This is a genomic window from Streptomyces sp. NPDC096046, assembly GCF_040303285.1.
GTDB lineage: Bacteria > Actinomycetota > Actinomycetes > Streptomycetales > Streptomycetaceae > Streptomyces.
Window position 1 is genome coordinate 67,966 of sequence record NZ_JBEOSZ010000033.1, and the last position, 18,442, is coordinate 86,407.

The window sequence follows — 18,442 nt, forward strand, 5'->3', positions numbered from 1 at the left end:
TCTGGTGGTGATCGACCAGGGGGCGGCGGGCCATGGGAGGGGCGCATCGCCCGCATGGCGGGTGGTTGTGGGGCCGGGGGCGCCCTGTCCGGGGTGGCCGGGCATCTGGCCGGTGCGGCGATGGGCCTGCCCGGGTGGGAGGCCCTCGGCCACCTGGTGGTGATCGACCACGGGGCGGTGATTGCCACCTGGTGGTGATCGATCACCTGACGGCCGGGCCCTGCCCGGGGCGGGGCCCAGTGCTCCGGCGTGGTTGCCGCAGCGACCCGGCAGCCGCGCGGAAGGGCCGGACGCTCACTCCGTCGTGGCGTGCACCCGGCCTGAGCGGGCCGCCTCGCCGAGCGCTTGGTGATCCCGCTCGTTCTGATCGGCGTACGCCTGCGCGAACACGGTCAACGCCCGGTCGAAGCGGTCGCCGCCGCCCAGGTAGGCCGCGATGGCGATGGGGTCACCGGAGCGGGCGTGGGCGCGTGCCAGGCTCGCCCCGCACAACTGCGCGAACAGCCGGAGCAGGCCGGGGTCCATGGTCTCCGGCCGGGCGATGCCCTTCCAGTCCCGCAACTGCCGCACGTAGAAGTCCCGCTCCTGTCCGTCCAGCCCCACCGCGTGGGTCCAGCCCAGCAGGATGTCGCTGGTCGTCTGGATCAGCCGCTGGCCGGCCACCACGCGCCGGCCCTGGTTGTCCCAGCGGTCGCCGACACCGTGGGCGGCGAGGACGGACTCCTGTGCCTCCTTGGCCTGGAGCAGCAGGGGATCGTCGTCGTCCCGGCCCAGCAGCAGCACGATCCAGCAGCGGGTGCCGACACTGCCGACCCCGACCACCTTGCGGGCGATGTCCACCAGGCGGTAGTGGCGCAGCAGGTGCCGACGCTCCGACGACAGGGTCCGTGCGTAGCCCTCCAGGACGGCGCGCAGTTCCTGCCCCTGGCCGTGCGGCGAGGCGTCGGTCACCAGGTCCCGCAGGGGGGTGATCAGCGGTGGGTTCGGAGTGATCCGCCGCCCCTCGGCCGTGGCCCGGGTGAGCTTCGCATAAGCCTGCAAACCGGTGCGTGTCCGGGCGCTCGCCGTGGCCTTCTCGGTGCGGCGCCGGGCCTCCTTGGACAGCGACGCGGCCATCAGCTCCCGCAGCCGGTCGGCGTCGTCCTGGGCGTACCAGATGTCGAGGGTGCGCATCCCGGCGAATTCCCGCATCCGGCGCCGGTAGGCCCGGACGCACGCCTCCACCGCGCTGTGCTGCTCCGCCGCCGAGAAGCCGTTGGCCCGGCCCGCGATCACGAACCCGGCCGCGAGCCGTTTGACGTCCCACTCGAACGGGCCGGCCAGCGTCTCGTCGAAGTCGTTGATGTCGAAGACCAGATGGCGCTCCGGCGAAGCCAGCAGCCGGAAGTTCAGCGGATGGGCGTCCCCGCACAGCTGCACCCGCAGCCCGGTGTCCGTGGTGGCCCCGAGGTCCGCCGCCATGACCGCCGCCGCGCCGCGATAGAAGCGGAACGGGGACTCGAGCATGCGGCCGTAGCGGATCGGCACCAACTCCGGTACACGGGTGGCCGACTGGCGCTGCACCACCTCGACCGGGTCGAACCGGTCCGGCCCCGCCTCGAACCCGGCGTGGGCCGAGCGCGGGACCCGCCGCCGTGCGCGCCGGCCCGCGGCCGCTCGCTCGGCCGGTGACACGAAGGTCGCGAAGGGGCCCGGTACGGTCATGGCTCAGCGCTCCGGCCGTGAGGGGAAGTCGTCCGAGGGCTCCCGGCCCTGCCGGCGCAGTCCCGCCTGCACCGCGCCGGTGAGGATCCGTGCCGCCACGCCCACCAGCAGCAGCCCGCCCGCCATCTGCGTCATCGTCAGCGTCCGTCCGGTCTGGGAACGGGCCACGATGTCGCCGTAGCCCACGGTGGTGAAGGTGGTCAGCGTGAAGTACAGGGAGTCCGTCTTGGTCAGCGGCTCGCTGAACGAGCCCGGGGTGGAGTGCTCCAGCAGGAAGTAGGCGCCCGCGAAGAGCAGCAGGAACAGCGCCAGCGTCGTGCTCAGCGCCTCGACCGCCTTCAGCCGGGGGTAGGGCGAGGCGACGATGGCCCGCACCTCCCACCAGAAGACCACGACCACCAGCAGCAGACCGCACCCCAGCAGCACCGAGTCGCCTCCCGTGCCGCGTCCGTCCAGGGGCAGCACGTAGTAGACGGTGACGAGCCCGGCCGCGATGAGCGCGGCCCGCACGAGGGCCGAGACCGCCGCGCGCCGCCGACGCCCCGGCCGCCGCCGGTGCGGTGTCCGTGCCGCATCGTCCATCGCCGTGTCCCTCGGTCTCGGTCTGGCCCCCGAAACCCCACGAGGCCATGCCCACCACCTCAGCGCCCTCACGCCGCACACGGATCACCCGCCACGGGTGAGGCGGGCCCGGCCCGGCCCCGGGCAGGCTGAGGTCCATGGGGACGGTCGGCCGGCCTGCCCCGGGACGGAGGACCGACATGGACGCGCAGACCTACCTGGCGTACGACTTTCCGCTGCTGAGTGCCTTCTGGTCGATGCTGTGGTTCTTCCTCTGGATCATGTGGTTCGTCCTGCTCTTCCGGGTGGTCCTCGACATCTTCCGCGACGATTCCCTGGGCGGCGGGGCCAAGGCCGGCTGGCTGGTCCTCTGTGTCGTCCTGCCCTTCCTGGGCGTGTTCCTCTACGTCCTCGCCCGCGGCCGGAACATGGGCCGCCGGGAGACGGACCGGGCCCGCGCTCAGCAGCAGGCCCTCGACAGCTACATCAGGGAGACCGTCCGGGGCGGCGACTCCCGGCCCGGCAGCGTCGACGAACTCGCCAGGCTGTCCGACATCCGCTCCCGCGGCGACATCACGGACGAGGAGTTCCGCAGGGCGAAGGAGCTGGTACTGAGCGGCTCCGCGGCATCGGGCGCCTCGACTCCCGGTAACCCCACCTCCGGTCGCTGACCGCGCCGGACCCAGCAGAAGCGAGGTAACAGATGGCCGCCACACACCCTACGCACGGGCGCACGACAGCGAAGCAGGGTCTGGCCACCGGCCTGATGGTCTTCGCGGCCGTCATGCTGATGATCGCCGGAATCCTGGCCGTCTTCCGCGGCATCGCGGCGATCGCCGAGGACGAGGTCTTCGTCTCGACCGACAACTACATCTTCGCGTTCGATCTCACCGGCTGGGGCTGGATCCACCTCGGCCTGGGCGTGGTGGCCGTGCTCGTCAGCATGGGACTGTTCCAGGGAGCGGACTGGGCGCGCGTCACCGGAGTGGGCATCGCCGCACTGGTCATCATCGCGAACTTCCTCTCCCTGCCGGCCTACCCGGTCTGGTCCGTGGTCATGATCGCGATGGCCGCGTTCATCATCTGGGCCCTGTGCACCCCAAGCAGGGGCGACGCCTGAGCCGTCGGAGCTCAGGCCCGTGTGCGGACCAACAGCAGAGCCACGTCGTCGTCCGGTTCGGGACTCAGCGCGCTGAGCAGACTGTCGCTCGCGCGCTGAAGGCTGTGCCCGGCGTTCCTCAGCAGCCGTGTCAGCGTGTCGAGGCCGGTGTCGATGGGCTCCGCGCGGTTCTCGACCAGCCCGTCCGTGTACAGGGCGAGCAGGGAGCCCGGGGTGAGTTCCACCTCCAGCGTGCCGAAATCCACCCCGCCGACCCCGAGCGGGACACCGCCCGGCACGTCGAGGAGCGCCGCGCTGCCGTCCGGCCCGGCGAGCACCGGGGGCAGATGCCCGGCGCTGGACAGCGCGCAGGTGCCGCGTCGCAGGTCGCACACCGCGTACACACAGGTGGCGATGGCATCGCCCAGCGAGCCGGCGATGTCGTCGAGGTGGCGCAGCAACTCGGCCGGCGGCAGGTCCAGCCGCGCCAGCGCCCGCGTCGCCGTGCTCAGCTGGCCCATGATCGCCGCCGCCTGGACGCCCTTGCCCATGACGTCCCCGACGACCAGCCCGGTGCGACCCGGGCCCAGCGGCAGGACGTCGTACCAGTCGCCGCCGACCTCGCTGAGGGCCGGGCGGTAGCGGGCGGCGATGTCCAGTCCCTCCCGCTCGGCCGGCGTGCTGGGGAGCAGACTGCGCTGCAGGGTCAGGGCGGTGCCGCGTTCGCGGCCGTAGAGACGGGCGTTGTCGACGCAGATCGCGGCGCGGGCGGCGAGCTCCGAGGCGAGCACCTGGTCGTGGTCGTCGAAGGGGAGCTCGTTGACCGTGCGGTACAGCGACAGTGTGCCGAGCACCTTGCCCCGGGCCATCAGCGGCAGTGCCAGGTAGGAGTGGGCACCGGCCTCGTGCAGCGCCTGGGCGGCTCGCGCGTCCCGGGCCAGACGCCGCAGCATCTTGGCGTCCACGTGCTCGACCAGGACCGGGCGGGCGTCGCGGACGCACTGCGTGATGATCCGCGACGCCCCGTACGTGGCCAGCTCGCCCACCGGGTCGGCGGCGTGGATGGCGTCGGTGGGGTAGCCGGCCGCGACGGCCAGAGCACGGAACTCGGCCGGGGCGCCGCCCGACACGGGCACGATGGTGCCGCCGGCCACGACGGACTCCAGGACGTCCACGGCGGCCAGGTCCGCGAGCTGCGGCACGACCGCGTCGGCCAGCTCCCGGGCGGTCTGCTGGAGGTCCAGCGTGGTGCCGATCTTCACGCCCGCGTCGGCGATCACCGACAGGTGCTGGCGCGCCTGAGCGACCTCGGCGGCGGCCTGCTGGCGCTCGGTGACGTCCAGCACGGCCATGGCGAGCCCGAGCACCCGGCCGTCGGTGTCCTCGATGCGGTGGTACGACTCCGAGTAGGCGCGGTCCTGGACGTCCGCCGCCGTCCGGCCGACGGTCTGCTGGTCGAGCAGCGGCCTGCCGGTCTCCAGGACGTGCCGCATCCGGGCCTCGATGGTCCCCACGTCCAGGTCGGGCAGCACCTCGCCGATCCGGCGCCCCAGCACGGCCTCCTCGGGCACGCCGTTGATCCGCTCCAGGGCGGGGTTGACCCCGACCCAGCGCAGCTCGTTGTCGAAGACGGCGATGCCGAGCGGGGTCTGGTTGACGAGACTGTGCGAGAGGGCGAGGTCGCGCTCCACCTTCCGTACGGTCGACGCGTCCGTGGCGAGTCCCAGCAGGTGGGGCTGCCCCTCGGAGTCGAGGAGGCGCATCGTGCGGAACTCCACGGCGCGCTCCGTGCCGTCGCGGTGCCGCAGCGGGAAGACACCGGCCCACCGGGCGCCCGTGCTCACCTGGGCGAACAGCTCCCGGCCCCGCGACCTGTTCTCCGGGGACACCAGGAAGGTGTCGGCGCGCCGGCGCAGCGCCTCCTGCGCGGTCCAGCCGAGCAACTGCTCGATCTCGGGGCTCCACAGGGCGATGTGCCCGCCCGCGTCGAGGACCACGGCCGCGACCTTCAGCAGATCCAGCAGCCCGCCGGGCGCGGCCGTGACGGCGTCGCGGTCCGAGGTCGCATACCCGTTCATGCGGGCCGCTCCTTCCGGCGCGGCAAAGGTACCGCCAAGATCTGTTGCGCGGGCTGTCCGATGAGGTCACATTACGGTCGGGGAAGCGCCACTGTCGCGCCGAGACGACAAGAAATCGCGGGTCGGTGCCCGCGGGGAGGGAATGCCCTCGTGGGGGAATGGACACTGCGGGAGAGCCTGCTCACCGCGTCGGGAACCGTGCGCTGGGACCGGTTCGGCGATCCCGGCGGCCAACCGGTCGTGCTGCTGCACGGGACGCCCTTCTCGTCGTTCGTGTGGCATGAGATCGCCCCCGCCCTCGCCGCCGCCGGGCACCGCGTGCACGTGTGGGACATGGCCGGTTACGGCACCTCGGCGATGCGCTCCGGTCAGGACGTCTCCCTGGGCGCCCAGGGCCGGATCTTCACCGAGCTGCTCGCCCACTGGGGGCTGGAGGAGCCGGCGGTCGTCGCGCACGACTTCGGCGGCTGCGTGGCACTGCGTGCCCACCTGTTGCACGGGGCCCGCTACCGGCGGCTCGCGCTGGTCGACCCGGTGGCCCTGGAGCCCTGGGGATCTGCCTTCTTCCGGCTCGTCGGGGAACACAGCCGGGTTTTCGAGCAGCTCCCGGCGGCACTGCACGAAGCCCTGGTGCGCGAGTACGTCTCCTCCGCGAGTCATCTCGGGCTGCGGCCCGCCATGCTCGACGCGCTCGTCGGGCCCTGGACGGGGGAGGAGGGCCAGGCCGCCTTCTACCGGCAGATCGCCCAGGCCGACCAGCGCTACACCGACGAGATCCAGCCGCTGTACCCGGCGATCGAGCTGCCCGTCACGGTGTGCTGGGGGACCGAGGACACCTGGATCCCGTTCGCCAAGGGGCAGGAACTCGCCGCCCTGATCCCCGGGGCGCGGCTGGTGCCCGTCCCGCGGGCCGGTCACCTCGTCCCGCTCGACGCGCCCGCCCGGCTGACGAGCGAGTTGCTCGGCTTTCTCACGGCGACCGGCTGACGGCCGCCTGACCCCGGATAACCATCAGGACCGCACAAAGTCCGACGGGGTCATTGCTTCGGTTGTGTTCGAGTCCTAGGGTGTGCCTGCTCAGCAGTTGCTCCGTCACCGTCAGTTGCCTGCGTACCAACAGAAACGCCCATCACGGATGGGGCGTTGGGGACCGCACCTGACATGCCCTCAGTCCGTGCAGCACCCTGTCGAACCGAGGAAGGCCAACGGTCATGCCGCACCCGCACCCGCACCCCTCTCCCGCCGACCGGCCGGTCGTCAGCCGCCGCCGACTGCTGGAGGGAGGAGCCGCCGTGCTCGGCGCGCTCGCCCTGTCCGCGTCGCCCGCCGCGGCGGACGCGGCCGGGCGGCGCCCGGCGGCGGACGGCCCGCCGGAGTGGAACGACGGCCTGGCCACCTACCGGATCGGCACCGAGCCGCCGCACACCACCCTCACGCCGTACGCGGACCTCGGGCAGGCGCTCAAGGCCGACCGTGAGCGCTCGCCGTACCGCCAGAGCCTGGACGGCACCTGGAAGTTCGCCTACGTGGACCGACCCGACGACCGGGACACCGACTTCTACCGCACCGATGTCGACGACTCCGGCTGGGACACCATCCCGGTGCCCTCGGCCTGGCAGCTGCACGGCTACGACTTCCCGATCTACGTCAACATCACCTACCCCTGGTGGGGCCCCAACGGCGGCGGTGAGAACGCCCAGCCGCCGGCCGCCCCGACCCGCTACAACCCCGTCGGCCAGTACCGCCGTACGTTCACCGTGCCCCGCGACTGGACGGGCCGGCGCACCTTCCTGCACTTCGAGGGCGTCAAGTCCGCGCACTACGTGTGGATCAACGGTGAACTGGTGGGCTACCACGAGGACTCCTACACCTCCGCCGAGTACGACATCACGCCCCACCTCAAGCCGGGCACCAACCAGATCGCCGTCGAGGTGTACCGCTACTCCGACGCGGAGTGGCTGGAGGACCAGGACATGATCCGGCTGAGCGGCATCTTCCGCTCGGTCCACCTCTACTCCACGCCGAGCGTGCACCTGCGCGACTTCCGCCTGGACACCCCGCTCGGCGACGACTACACCTCCGCCGACCTCAAGGTCACCGCGCACGTGCGCGACTACGGCGGCGAGGGAGGCGGCCGCCACACCGTCGAGACCCAGCTCTACGACGCGCGCGGCCACGCCGTCTGGTCGCGGCCGCTGAACGGGTCCGTCGACGTCCCGGACGGGGACGAGGCCACTGTCGAGGCGTCCAGAGCCGTCCCCGCGCCCAAGCTGTGGTCGGCCGAGCACCCGAACCTCTACACCGCCGTGCTGCGCCTGCGCGATCCGTCCGGCAAGGTCGTCGAGACCCTCTCGCACCGGGTCGGCTTCCGTGAGTTCGCGCTCAAGGACGGTCTGATGCGCATCAACGGCAAGCCGGTCTCCCTCCGCGGCACCAACCGGCACGAGATGCACCCCGTCACCGGCTCGGCGCTCACCCGCGCGCAGATGGTGCAGGACATCGAGATCATCAAGCGGCTCAACATCAACAGCATCCGCACCTCGCACTACCCCAACCACCCCCTGTGGCTGGAACTCGCGGACGAGTACGGCCTGTACCTCGTCGACGAGACCAACCTGGAGACGCACGGCATCCGTGACAGGTTCCCGGGCAGCGGCCACCCCGAGTGGACCGAGGCGTGCGTGGTCCGCGCCCAGAACATGGTCCACCGCGACAAGAACCACGCCTCGGTGGTCATCTGGTCCCTCGGCAACGAGGCGGGCGGCGGCACCACCTTCAACGCCATGCACGACTGGATCCGCTCCTACGATCCCACCCGCGTCATCCAGTACGAGGGCGACGACCGCCCGGGCATCAGCGACATCCGCTCCGAGATGTACGACAGCCCGCAGCGGGTCGAGCAACGCGCCAAGGACACCGGCGACACCCGCCCGTACGTGATGATCGAGTACTCCCACGCGATGGGGAACTCCAGCGGCAACTTCAAGAAGTACTGGGACATCGTCCGCCGCTACGACGTCCTCCAGGGCGGCTGGATCTGGGACTTCGTCGACCAGGCCCTGCGCTGGCCCACCCCCACCCGCAAACTGCTGACCGAGACCGGCCCGGGCTCGCTGCGCGGCGAGATCATCGCGCCCGCCGGCACCTTCGACCGTGCCAAGGGCATCTCCGGCGGCACCGTCTTCCCCCGCGACAGCCGCCTCGACCTCACGGGCTCCCTCACGCTGGAGGCCTGGATCACCCCGCACGTGACCGGCTTCCACCAGCCGATCATCGCCAAGGGCGACACCCAGTACGCCCTCAAGCAGACCGACCGGAACCTGGAGTTCTTCATCCACGGCGGCGGCCAGTGGGTCACCGCGAGCTGGGCGCTGCCCGATGGCTGGACCGGCGAGGAGCACCACATCGCCGGCGTCTTCGACGCGGACGCGGGCACGCTCACCCTGTACGTCGACGGTCAGGTGCGCGGCACCAGAACCACCACCCGGCGCCCCGCAGACAACACCGCGTCCCTGTCGCTCGCCACCGACGTCGACAACCCGACCCGGGAGTTCAGCGGCACCGTCCGCCGGGCCCGGGTGTACGCCCGCGCCCTGAGCGCGGCGGAACTGGCCTCCGACACCCGGAAGCCGGACGACGACGGCGTGCGCTTCTGGTTCGACGCCGCCACCGCCGGCTTCACCGAGAAGCGCCCGCGCGACAAGACCTTCTACGCCTACGGCGGCGACTGGGGCGACAACCCCAACGACGGTGCCTTCGCCGCAGACGGCATCGTCCTGCCCGACCGCGCCCTCACCGGCAAGTCCGCCGAGGTCAAGCAGATCTACCAGGCCGTCAACGCCGCCCCGGCCCCGGGCGGTCCCGGCGCCGTCACCCTCACCAACGAGTACCTGTTCACCAACCTGCGCGAGTTCGAGGGCCGTTGGGCCCTCGTCGCCGACGGCAAGGTGGTCCAGCGCGGCCGGCTGACCCGCGACCAGCTGAACGTCGCCCCGCTCAGCAGCAAGGACATCAAGGTTCCGGTACGGCTGCCCGCCAGGCCCGAGCCCGGCACGGAGTACTTCCTGCAGCTCTCCTTCACCACCAGGGAAGCCACCAAGTGGGCGAAGGCGGGCTTCGAGGTGGCCAAGCAGCAACTCGCCCTCGACGCGGGCAGCCCGGCCGTGAAGCCCGTACCGCTGGGCGGCGTGCCCGCCCTCGGCCACACCGACGGGGACAAGAGCGTCACCGTGAGGGGCAGGGGCTTCACCGTCACCGTCGACAAGGGCACCGGCACCATCACCTCGTACGAAGCGGGCGGCATCCAGCTCATCACCTCCGGCCCCGTCCCGAACTTCTGGCGGGCGCCCACCGACAACGACCGCGGCAACGGGCAGCACACGCGCAACCAGATCTGGCGCGACGCCGGAGCGAAGCGGAAGGTGGCCGACGTACGGGTGCGGCCCCTGGACGACCGGGCCGTCGAGGTCACCGTCACCGGCACACTGCCCACCGGAACCGAGTCCACGTACAGCACGACGTACACGGTCTTCGGCAACGGGGAGATCAAGGTCGACAACACCCTGCACCCGGGCGCGGCGCACCTGCCGTACATCCCGGAGGTCGGCACCCTGCTGTTCCTGCCGCGGAGCCTGGACCGGCTGCACTACTACGGCCGGGGCCCCGAGGAGAACATGTGGGACCGCAACAACGCCACCGACGTGGGCCTGTACTCCGGGACCGTTTCCGGGCAGTGGACCCCCTACCTGCGCCCCCAGGAGAACGGCAACAAGACCGATGTGCGCTGGGCCGCGCTGACCGACGGCAGGGGGCGGGGGCTCCTGGTGTCCGGTGAGCCGCTGCTGGAGGTCAACGCCTCGCGCTTCACCCCCGAGGACCTGTCCGTCGGGGCCCGCCACGACTACCAGCTCACCCCCCGGGACGCCGTGGTCCTGCGGGTCAACCACCGCCAGATGGGCGTGGGCGGCGACAACAGCTGGGGAGCGCACACGCACGAGGAGTTCAAGCTGCTCGCCGACCGCGACTACGCCTACACCTACCGGCTGCGCCCGCTGACGCGGGTGAACCGGGCGATGGAGGCCTCACGGCGGCCGACGGCCACCCGCTAGTGCCGCGGCGGGCGACGTTTGCCCCTTGAGAAGCGGCGTCCGGTGCGTGCTCTCGGCGGGCCGGCCGGAAGTACTGGACGTACTTGGGCTTTCGGCCGGTGCGGCGGTGGGGGAGCGTGCCGGGCGCCGCGACGGGGCAAACGTTGCCTGCTGCGGCACCAGAACCCGCCGTGGGCCGGCGACGCCGCCTCAGTCGGCGGCGTCGCTGATCCCCAGACGCAGATGCTCCACGTGGTAGACGGCCTGGTCGAGCAGCTCGGCGACATGGTGGTCGTGCAGCGCGTAGACCACCGAACGGCCCCGCCGCTCACCCACGACCAGGCCCAGGTTGCGCAGCAGCCGCAACTGGTGCGAGCAGGCCGACTGCTCCATGCCCACCTCGGCGGCCAGCTCCGTGGCCGGCAGCGGGCCTTCGCGCAGCCGCGCCAGGATCAGCAGCCGGGAGGGCGTGGACAGGGCCTGGAGCGTGGTGGCGACCTTCGCGACGTTGTCCGCGTCCAGGCGTACGCGCTCGCCGGCGTCCTGCACGGGGGTGACGGCTCCATGACCCATGACGTCATCGTACCGGCCCCGCAGGAACACATGAATGAATCTTCATCTGTGCCGGTGGGACGGTGCCGCACGGACACGTCCATGTCGGATTCTCGCCAGCCCCGCGCCGCCCGGTGCCGGATGCTGGACCCATGCAGATGGGGATGCACACCGACACCGAGCGCTGCGTACGCGCCGTCCGCTCCAAGGACGCGCGGTTCGACGGCTGGTTCTTCACGGCCGTCCTGACCACCGGCATCTACTGCCGTCCCAGCTGTCCGGTGGTGCCGCCCAAGCCGGAGAACATGGTCTTCCACCCGAGCGCGGCCGCCTGCCAGCAGGCCGGGTTCCGGGCCTGCAAGCGCTGTCGGCCCGACACCAGCCCCGGCTCACCGGAGTGGAACCAGCGCGCCGACCTCGTCGCCCGGGCCATGCGGCTGATCGCCGACGGCGTCGTGGACCGCGAGGGCGTGCCCGGCCTCGCCGGCCGGCTCGGCTACAGCAGCCGGCAGATAGAGCGGCAACTGCTCGCCGAACTGGGCGCGGGCCCCCTCGCGCTCGCCCGCGCCCAGCGCGCCCGGACGGCCCGGCTGCTCATCGAGACGACCGCCCTGCCCATGGCACAGATCGCCTTCGCCGCCGGGTTCGCCTCCATCCGCACCTTCAACGACACGGTCCGCGAGGTCTTCGCCCTGCCCCCGACCGAGCTGCGCGCCCGCGCGCCGAAGCGGCAGGGGGCGACCACCCCCGGCGCGCTCGCGCTGCGGCTGCCGTTCCGCGCCCCGCTCCATCCCGACAACCTCTTCGGCCATCTGGCGGCGACGGCCGTGCCCGGCGTGGAGGAGTGGCGCGAGGGCTCCTACCGCCGCACCCTGCGTCTCCCGTACGGCCACGGCATCGTGGCCCTCACGCCCACCCCGGACCACATCGCCTGCCGCCTCACCCTCAGCGACCTACGCGATCTGACCGTCGCCATCAGCCGCTGCCGCCGCCTGCTCGACCTGGACGCCGACCCCGTCGCCATCGACGACCAGCTCCGCACGGACCCGGTACTGGCGCCCCTGGTCGACAAGGCACCCGGCCGGCGCGTGCCACGCACCGTCGACGAGGCCGAGTTCGCCGTCCGGGCCGTACTCGGCCAGCAGGTCTCCACCGCCGCCGCCTGCACCCACGCGGCCCGCCTGGTCACGGCACACGGCGAACCGGTGGAGGACCCCGAGGGCGGCCTCACCCACCTCTTCCCGGCCCCCGAGGCCCTCGCGGCGCTCGACCCGGAGACCCTCGCGATGCCGCGCACCCGCCGGGCGACCTTCACCACCCTGGTCCGCGGCCTCGCCGAGGGCGAGCTCCACCTCGGCGTGGAGAGCGACTGGCCGCAGACCCGCGCCCAGCTCCTCGCCCTGCCCGGCTTCGGCCCCTGGACGGTGGACGTCATCGCCATGCGCGCCCTCGGCGACCCCGACGCCTTCCTCCCCACCGACCTCGGCATCCGCCGAGCCGCCCGCGAACTGGGACTGCCGTCCACCCCGGCCGCGCTCACCGCCCGCGCCGCGGCCTGGCGGCCGTGGCGGGCCTACGCGGTGCAGTACCTCTGGGCCACCGACAGCCACCCGATCAACTTCCTTCCGGTATAGGGACCTTCGATGAAGCAGCACACCGTGACCGACAGCCCGTACGGCCCGCTCACCCTCGTCGCCGACGACGGCGTCCTGTGCGGCCTCTACATGACCGGCCAGCGCCACCGCCCCCCGGAGGAGACCTTCGGCCCCCGCGATCCCACCCTGTTCACGGAGTCCGAGGAACAGCTCAAGGCCTACTTCGCGGGCGAGCTCAAGGAGTTCACCGTCCCGCTGCGCCTGCACGGCACCCCGTTCCAGCGCGCCGTCTGGGACCGGCTGCGCCGCATCCCCTACGGCGAGACCCGCACCTACGGCCGGCTCGCCGACACCCTCGGCACCCCCCACGCCTCCCGCGCGGTCGGCCTGGCCAACGGCCGCAACCCCATCGGCATCATCATCCCCTGCCACCGTGTCATCGGCGCGAACGGCGGTCTCACGGGATACGGGGGAGGCCTGGAACGCAAGCAGCGCCTGCTGGACTTCGAACGCGGAGCCGCGCTGTTCTGACCCCTGGAACAGCGCAGCCCCGCTCACATGCCTGGAGGGCCCGCGGGGCTCGCCCCGGCCGTGAGACGGCGCAGCAGCTCCGGCAGGGCCGTGCCGATGGGATCGCGGACGATCTCGTCGGCACGGTCGTCGTAGGGGGTCGGCTCGGCGTTGACGACGATCAGGCGGGCGCCGTGGTCGGCGGCGACACCGGCGAGGCCCGCCGCGGGCTGGACCTGGAGGCTGGTGCCGACCGCGACGAAGACCTGGCAGGCCTTGCTGACGGCCGCCGCTTCGCCGAGGACGACGGGGTCGAGCCGCTCGCCGAACATGACCGTGGCCGGCTTCAGGATCCGGCCGCACTCCCGGCACGGCGGATCCTCCTCACCGGCCTCGACCCGGGCCAGCGCGTCCTGCATCGGGCCGCGGGCAGGGCAGCCGGTGCAGACGAAACGCCGTGCCGTGCCGTGCAGTTCGAGCACCTTGCGGTCGGGCATCCCGGCGAGCTGGTGCAGCCCGTCCACGTTCTGGGTGATCACTCGCACCGGCACCCCGGACCGCTCCAGCTCCGCCACCGCCCGGTGCGCGGCGTTGGGCTCGGGACGCAGCGCGTGGTTCTCCAGCCGCATGCGCCACGACCGGCGGCGGATCTCCGGGTCGCCCATGTAGTACTCGTAGGTGACGAGCTTCTCGGCCTCCGGATCCCGCCGCCACAGCCCGTTCGGTCCGCGGTAGTCCGGAATCCCGGAGTCGGTGCTGACACCCGCACCGGTGAGCAGGGCGACGAGGGGCTTGGCCATGGCACCGAGGGTAGGCGGGCCGCGGTGCGGCGGCGAGCGGATATCGAACGGCGTGCCGGGGCGCGCCTCCGGGCCCGTCAGTACACCCGCCGGCCGTTCTCCAGCTCCGCCGGCCCCGAGCCGTCCGCCAGGGCGTCGAGGGCGGCCAGGACGCGCCCGCCGAGGGCGCCCGGCAGGTACTCGGCCAGTTCCCCACGCGCGACCAGCCGCCAGGACAGCAGCTCCTCCTCCTGGAGGCGGATCGCCTTCAGCTCGTCCTCGCTCAGCACCCCGCCGTCGTAGAGGTACGCCACCAGGGGCGGACGGCCCGAGCCCTGCACCCAGTCCACCGCCAGCAGTCGGCCGAGCTCACGGTCGAGGCCGATCTCCTCGGCCGTCTCGCGCCGCGCGCCCTGCCGGGGGGTCTCGCCGTCGTCGGACTCGACGGTGCCGCCGGGCAGTGCCCAGCCCTCCCGGTAGTTGGGCTCGACCAGCAGGACACGGCCCTCGCCGTCCCGGAACAGCGCGGCGGCGCCGGCCAGGACGCGGGGCAGGGACGCGATGTAGGCGGCGTAATCAGGAGAGGAAGTCACCGGTGCAGGGTAACCACCGCGGCCCGCCTCGTCCCCGGCCGCTCAGGCCGCCGGTTGCGCCAGCCGCAGCGTCCGCTCCGCCAGTTCGCTGATCCGCACCCCGTCGAAGCCGAACACCGCGCTGCGCACCCGGTCCTCCAGCGGGGCCTTCCACTGGTCGGGGATGGCCCGTGCCCCGCCGAAGACACCGGCCACCGACCCCGCGGTCGCGCCGTTGGAGTCGGTGTCCAGGCCGCCCCGGACGGTCAGGGTGATGGTGCGGGTGAAGTCGCCGTCGCCGTGGAGCAGGCCGGCGGTGAGGACGGCCGCGTTCGGCACGGTGTGGATCCAGCCCATGCCGGCCGTCTCCTCGGCGACCGTGCTGAGCGTATCCTCCCAGGACAGCCGGGTGCCGTGCAGTGAGACCACCCGGCGCACCGTGCGGGCGAGGCGGCTGCTCGCCGGGATCACGGCCAGGGCCTCGTCGACGGCCCGGCGCACGGTGGGTGCCGTGAACGCCGCAGCGATCAGCGCCGCCGCCCACATCGCCCCGTAGACCCCGTTGCCGGTGTGCGACAGCACCGCGTCCCGCCGGGCGAGCGAAGCGGCCCGGCGCGGGTCGCCCGGGCAGGTCCAGCCGAAGATGTCGGCGCGGATGAGGGCGCCGATCCACTCCTGGTACGGGTTGTCGTACGTCGCGGTCAGCGGCGGCTTCAGCCCGCCCGCGAGGTTGCGGTAGGCGGCTCGTTCGGCGGTGAACGTCTGCAGGTACGGCAGCCGCAGCAACCACAGGTCGCCGACCTGCTCGGTGCTGAAGCCGAAACCGTGCGTCTCCAGCAGGTCGAGGCCGAGAATCGCGTAGTCGACGTCGTCGTCTCGGCAACTGCCGTGGATGCGGCCCCGCACGCACTGGCGCCACTCGGGGCGCAGCGCGGTCGCCTCGTCGCCGGTGGGCTCGGGCAGGTAGTCGGTCAGGGGGAGGGCGGCGGCCCGTCGGAGGTAGCGGTCGATGCGGTCGCGCGACCAGATCTCGCCCTGTTCGACGGGTTTGCCGAGCATGTTGCCCGCGATGCGGCCCGTCCAGCCGCCGAGGAGGCGGTCGGCCAGGTCCGTCTCGGTGTGCGCAAGGGCCATGGTTACGGTCTACCCGTTTCGCGCGATCCACCCGTCTGCGGGGCGGGAGCCGTAGGTCCAGGAGATGGGCACGTGCTGACGTCCGGGTCGTCCTGCGGTTAAGGTCACAGCGGCGCGACTGGCCTTGACGTGCGTGAGGGCCCGGGGAGCAAGGGGAGTGCAAGTGGCGGACGCTGCAGTGAGCGGTACCCGGAAGGCACAGCGGGTGCTCGTCGCCGCGGACAAGTTCAAGGGGTCGCTGACGGCCGTGGAGGTCGCCGAGCGGATCACGGCCGGGCTGCGCCGGGTCCTGCCGGACCTCGAGGTCGAGGCGCTGCCCGTGGCCGACGGTGGCGACGGGACCGTGGCCGCGGCGGTCGCGGCCGGGTTCGAACGCCGGGAGGTACGGGTCGCCGGCCCCCTCGGCGAGGAGGTGACGGCGGCGTTCGCGCTGCGCGAGGGCACCGCGGTCGTGGAGATGGCCGAGGCGAGCGGGTTGCAGCGGCTGCCCGCCGGGGTCTTCGCCCCCCTCACGGCGTCCACCTACGGCTCCGGCGAGCTCCTGCGGGCCGCCCTGGACGCGGGCGCCCGCACGATCGTCTTCGGGGTCGGCGGCAGCGCCACCACCGACGGCGGCTCCGGGATGCTGTCCGCGCTGGGCGCCCGGTTCCTGGACGCCGACGGGGAGCCGGTGCCCCCGGGCGGCGGCGGACTCGCCGAGCTGGCCACCGCCGACCTGTCGGGACTCGACCCGCGCCTCGGCGAGGTCGAGCTGGTCCTCGCGAGCGACGTCGACAATCCGCTGACCGGCCCGAAGGGCGCACCCGCGGTCTACGGCCCGCAGAAGGGCGCTTCTCCGGACGACGTGAAGGCCCTGGACAGCGCCCTCGCGCACTTCGCCGAGGTGCTGGAGGGACCGGCCGGGCCGCGGGCCGCCGCATACGCGGCCTCGCCCGGCGCGGGCGCGGCGGGCGGCATCGGCTACGGCGCCCTGCTGCTGGGCGCCCGGTTCCGCCCCGGCATCGAGGTGATGCTCGACGTCCTGGGCTTCGCCCCCGCCCTGGACCGTGCCGACCTGGTCATCACCGGCGAGGGCTCCCTCGACGAGCAGACCCTCCACGGCAAGGCCCCGGCGGGCGTCGCCGCGGCGGCCCGTGCCGCGGACAAGGACGTCGTGGCCGTCTGCGGCCGCCTCGCCCTGCCGCCCCAGACCCTGGGCCGCGCCGGCATCCGCCGGGCCTACCCCCTGACGGACGCGGAACCGGACGTGGCGAAGTGCATCGCCGAGGCGGGGCCGATCCTGGAGCGGGTCGCGGAACGGATCGCGCGGGACTTCCTGACCTGAGCCGTGACGACAGGGGGATGCGGCCTCGCCGGCGCGGGCCACTCGCTGGTGTGGGAGCTGACCGCCAGGACCGCGCACCCCGTGTCGAGAGCCCGCGGAGAGGTCCGGTACGGAGAAGCGGGCGGGGTCGATCGGCTGCTGGGCCGGGTGGGCGGTGCACGGATCGTCCGTCCTCGGGCGCGGGGAGCACTCATGGGTCTCCACCAGAGGTGGTTGACCGGTCAAGGGCAAGAAGAGGATGCCCTTCCACGCGAAACGGGTGTGGCCCGGGCCTTCGAAGGCCCGGGCCACACCCGTCAGCGGAGGAACGAGGTCACGGCAGCTGTGCCGCGCGCGCTTCCCGTCGGTTGCCGCGGAAGTTGTTCACCCGCCGGGCCGTCGCGAACAGCGGGATCACCGCCCCCATGACCAGCTGCAGCGCGCACCCCGTCTGGAGGAGCAGCTGTCCGCTCGGCGCGTCGAAGGCCCAGGCCGCCATCAGGCCCATGCCCAGCACGATCCACGACAGCATCGCCACCGCGAGCCTGCCCCGCGGCTTGGGGTATTCCACGCGGCTCACCATCAGCCACGCCGTCCCCAGAATCGCCAGCAGCGTCGCCACGAAGGGCAGCTCCAGCAGCACGATGGACACGACCGTCAGGGCGCCGAACGGCGAGGGCATGCCCTGGAAGGTGCCGTCCTTGACCGTGACGCACGAGAACCGGGCGAGCCTCAGCACCACCGCCAGCAGGACGACGATCGCCCCGACCGCGGCCACCCGCTGGTGCGCGTCGTCCGCCACCATGCCGTAGACCAGCACGAAGTACGCCGGTGCCAGACCGAAGCTGATCAGGTCGGAGAGGTTGTCCAGCTCCGCGCCCATGGGGGAGGAGCGCAGCTTGCGCGCCACCAGACCGTCGAAGAGGTCGAAGACCGCCGCGCAGAGCATGAGGATGACCGCCGTGGCCGCGCTGTGGCGGGCCATGCCGGTCTCCTGGCTGCCCGTGAGGTGCGGGATCAGGATGCCGGTGGTGGTGAAGTACACCGCCATGAAGCCGCACGTGGCGTTGCCGAGCGTCAGGGTGTCCGCTATCGACAGGCGAAGAGAGAGCGGCATCTCCTCTTCTTCGTCGACCTCGTCGGCCTCCGGGACCCAGCCGGCCTTGGTGTCAGGATCAATCACGGTCAATGCGAGTCACCCCAGCCACGGTCTTCTGCCCCACCTCGACCGCGACCTCCACGCCCTCGGGCAGATAGAGGTCGACCCGCGAACCGAAGCGGATCAGGCCGATCCGCTCGCCCTGCTCGACCTTGGTGCCCTGGGGCAGGTAGGGAACGATGCGGCGGGCGACAGCGCCGGCGATCTGGATCATCTCGATGTCGCCGAGCTCGGTGTCGAAGTGCCAGACGACACGCTCGTTGTTCTCGCTCTCCTTGTTGAAGGCGGGAACGAAGCCACCGGGGATGT

At 72.5% G+C, this 18,442-nt stretch carries 17 protein-coding genes; 8 read left to right on the forward strand and 9 right to left on the reverse strand.

Annotated elements, in window-relative coordinates; translation table 11 throughout:
- Window positions 1–198: hypothetical protein (locus tag ABTX62_RS25610; protein WP_352118402.1), on the forward strand; the 198-nt coding region annotated here is incomplete at its 5' end.
- A 96-nt stretch (window positions 199–294) separates the two neighbouring features.
- Here ABTX62_RS25610 and ABTX62_RS25615 read toward each other — a convergent pair.
- Both ABTX62_RS25615 and ABTX62_RS25620 read right to left on the reverse strand, forming a co-directional pair.
- A complete protein-coding gene (locus ABTX62_RS25615; RefSeq protein WP_352118403.1) occupies window positions 295–1,704 on the reverse strand; it encodes a DUF2252 domain-containing protein in 1,410 nt (469 codons plus the stop codon).
- A 3-nt stretch (window positions 1,705–1,707) separates the two neighbouring features.
- A complete protein-coding gene (locus ABTX62_RS25620) occupies window positions 1,708–2,286 on the reverse strand; it encodes an ion channel (protein ID WP_352118404.1) in 579 nt (192 codons plus the stop codon).
- Window positions 2,287–2,465: 179 nt separating this feature from the next.
- On the opposite strand from ABTX62_RS25620, the gene ABTX62_RS25625 reads away from it, so the two are divergent.
- Window positions 2,466–2,936, forward strand: a complete 471-nt coding sequence (locus tag ABTX62_RS25625) for an SHOCT domain-containing protein (protein ID WP_352118405.1) — start codon at window positions 2,466–2,468, stop codon at window positions 2,934–2,936.
- 32 nt (window positions 2,937–2,968) lie between these two features.
- Window positions 2,969–3,385, forward strand: coding sequence for a DUF7144 family membrane protein (locus ABTX62_RS25630; RefSeq protein WP_352118406.1), 417 nt, complete (start codon window positions 2,969–2,971; stop codon window positions 3,383–3,385).
- Window positions 3,386–3,396: 11 nt separating this feature from the next.
- Here the strand turns inward: ABTX62_RS25630 and ABTX62_RS25635 are convergent, their stop codons facing one another.
- Window positions 3,397–5,442: a SpoIIE family protein phosphatase gene (locus ABTX62_RS25635; protein ID WP_352118407.1), complete on the reverse strand. Its 2,046-nt coding sequence runs from the start codon at window positions 5,440–5,442 to the stop codon at window positions 3,397–3,399.
- Window positions 5,443–5,592: 150 nt separating this feature from the next.
- Between ABTX62_RS25635 and ABTX62_RS25640 the strand changes: the two genes are divergently transcribed.
- Both ABTX62_RS25640 and ABTX62_RS25645 read left to right on the forward strand, forming a co-directional pair.
- Window positions 5,593–6,429: an alpha/beta fold hydrolase gene (locus tag ABTX62_RS25640; RefSeq protein ID WP_352118408.1), complete on the forward strand. Its 837-nt coding sequence runs from the start codon at window positions 5,593–5,595 to the stop codon at window positions 6,427–6,429.
- A gap of 224 nt (window positions 6,430–6,653) precedes the next feature.
- Window positions 6,654–10,550 (forward strand): glycoside hydrolase family 2 TIM barrel-domain containing protein, encoded by a 3,897-nt coding sequence (locus ABTX62_RS25645; protein ID WP_352118409.1) that lies wholly within the window; start codon window positions 6,654–6,656, stop codon window positions 10,548–10,550.
- A gap of 189 nt (window positions 10,551–10,739) precedes the next feature.
- Here ABTX62_RS25645 and ABTX62_RS25650 read toward each other — a convergent pair whose 3' ends face one another.
- A complete protein-coding gene (locus ABTX62_RS25650) occupies window positions 10,740–11,102 on the reverse strand; it encodes an ArsR/SmtB family transcription factor (protein WP_033309205.1) in 363 nt (120 codons plus the stop codon).
- 143 nt (window positions 11,103–11,245) lie between these two features.
- Here ABTX62_RS25650 and ABTX62_RS25655 point away from each other — a divergent pair, with 143 nt between their 5' ends.
- Both ABTX62_RS25655 and ABTX62_RS25660 read left to right on the forward strand, forming a co-directional pair.
- Window positions 11,246–12,715, forward strand: a complete 1,470-nt coding sequence (locus ABTX62_RS25655; RefSeq protein ID WP_352118418.1) for an AlkA N-terminal domain-containing protein — start codon at window positions 11,246–11,248, stop codon at window positions 12,713–12,715.
- A 9-nt stretch (window positions 12,716–12,724) separates the two neighbouring features.
- Window positions 12,725–13,207 carry a methylated-DNA--[protein]-cysteine S-methyltransferase gene (locus tag ABTX62_RS25660; protein ID WP_352118410.1) on the forward strand — a complete coding sequence of 161 codons (483 nt, stop codon included), beginning with the start codon at window positions 12,725–12,727 and terminating at the stop codon, window positions 13,205–13,207.
- Window positions 13,208–13,230: 23 nt separating this feature from the next.
- On the opposite strand, the gene ABTX62_RS25665 is transcribed toward ABTX62_RS25660, so the two are convergent.
- From ABTX62_RS25665 to ABTX62_RS25675, 3 genes are all read right to left on the reverse strand, one after another.
- Window positions 13,231–13,986 (reverse strand): SIR2 family NAD-dependent protein deacylase, encoded by a 756-nt coding sequence (locus tag ABTX62_RS25665; protein WP_352118411.1) that lies wholly within the window; start codon window positions 13,984–13,986, stop codon window positions 13,231–13,233.
- Between the two features lie 77 nt (window positions 13,987–14,063).
- Window positions 14,064–14,558, reverse strand: coding sequence for an NUDIX domain-containing protein (locus ABTX62_RS25670; RefSeq protein ID WP_352118412.1), 495 nt, complete (start codon window positions 14,556–14,558; stop codon window positions 14,064–14,066).
- Between the two features lie 42 nt (window positions 14,559–14,600).
- Entirely contained in the window at window positions 14,601–15,671 is a 1,071-nt protein-coding gene (locus ABTX62_RS25675; protein ID WP_352118413.1) for an ADP-ribosylglycohydrolase family protein, read from the reverse strand.
- Window positions 15,672–15,876: 205 nt separating this feature from the next.
- On the opposite strand from ABTX62_RS25675, the gene ABTX62_RS25680 reads away from it, so the two are divergent.
- On the forward strand, window positions 15,877–16,995 hold the full coding sequence (locus tag ABTX62_RS25680; RefSeq protein ID WP_352118419.1) for a glycerate kinase: 1,119 nt from the start codon (window positions 15,877–15,879) through the stop codon (window positions 16,993–16,995).
- Between the two features lie 313 nt (window positions 16,996–17,308).
- Here ABTX62_RS25680 and pssA read toward each other — a convergent pair whose 3' ends face one another.
- Window positions 17,309–18,091 carry a CDP-diacylglycerol--serine O-phosphatidyltransferase gene (pssA, locus tag ABTX62_RS25685; protein ID WP_352118420.1) on the reverse strand — a complete coding sequence of 261 codons (783 nt, stop codon included), beginning with the start codon at window positions 18,089–18,091 and terminating at the stop codon, window positions 17,309–17,311.
- 58 nt (window positions 18,092–18,149) lie between these two features.
- A partial coding sequence (locus ABTX62_RS25690; RefSeq protein WP_352118414.1) for a phosphatidylserine decarboxylase occupies window positions 18,150–18,442 on the reverse strand: 293 nt, incomplete at its 5' end.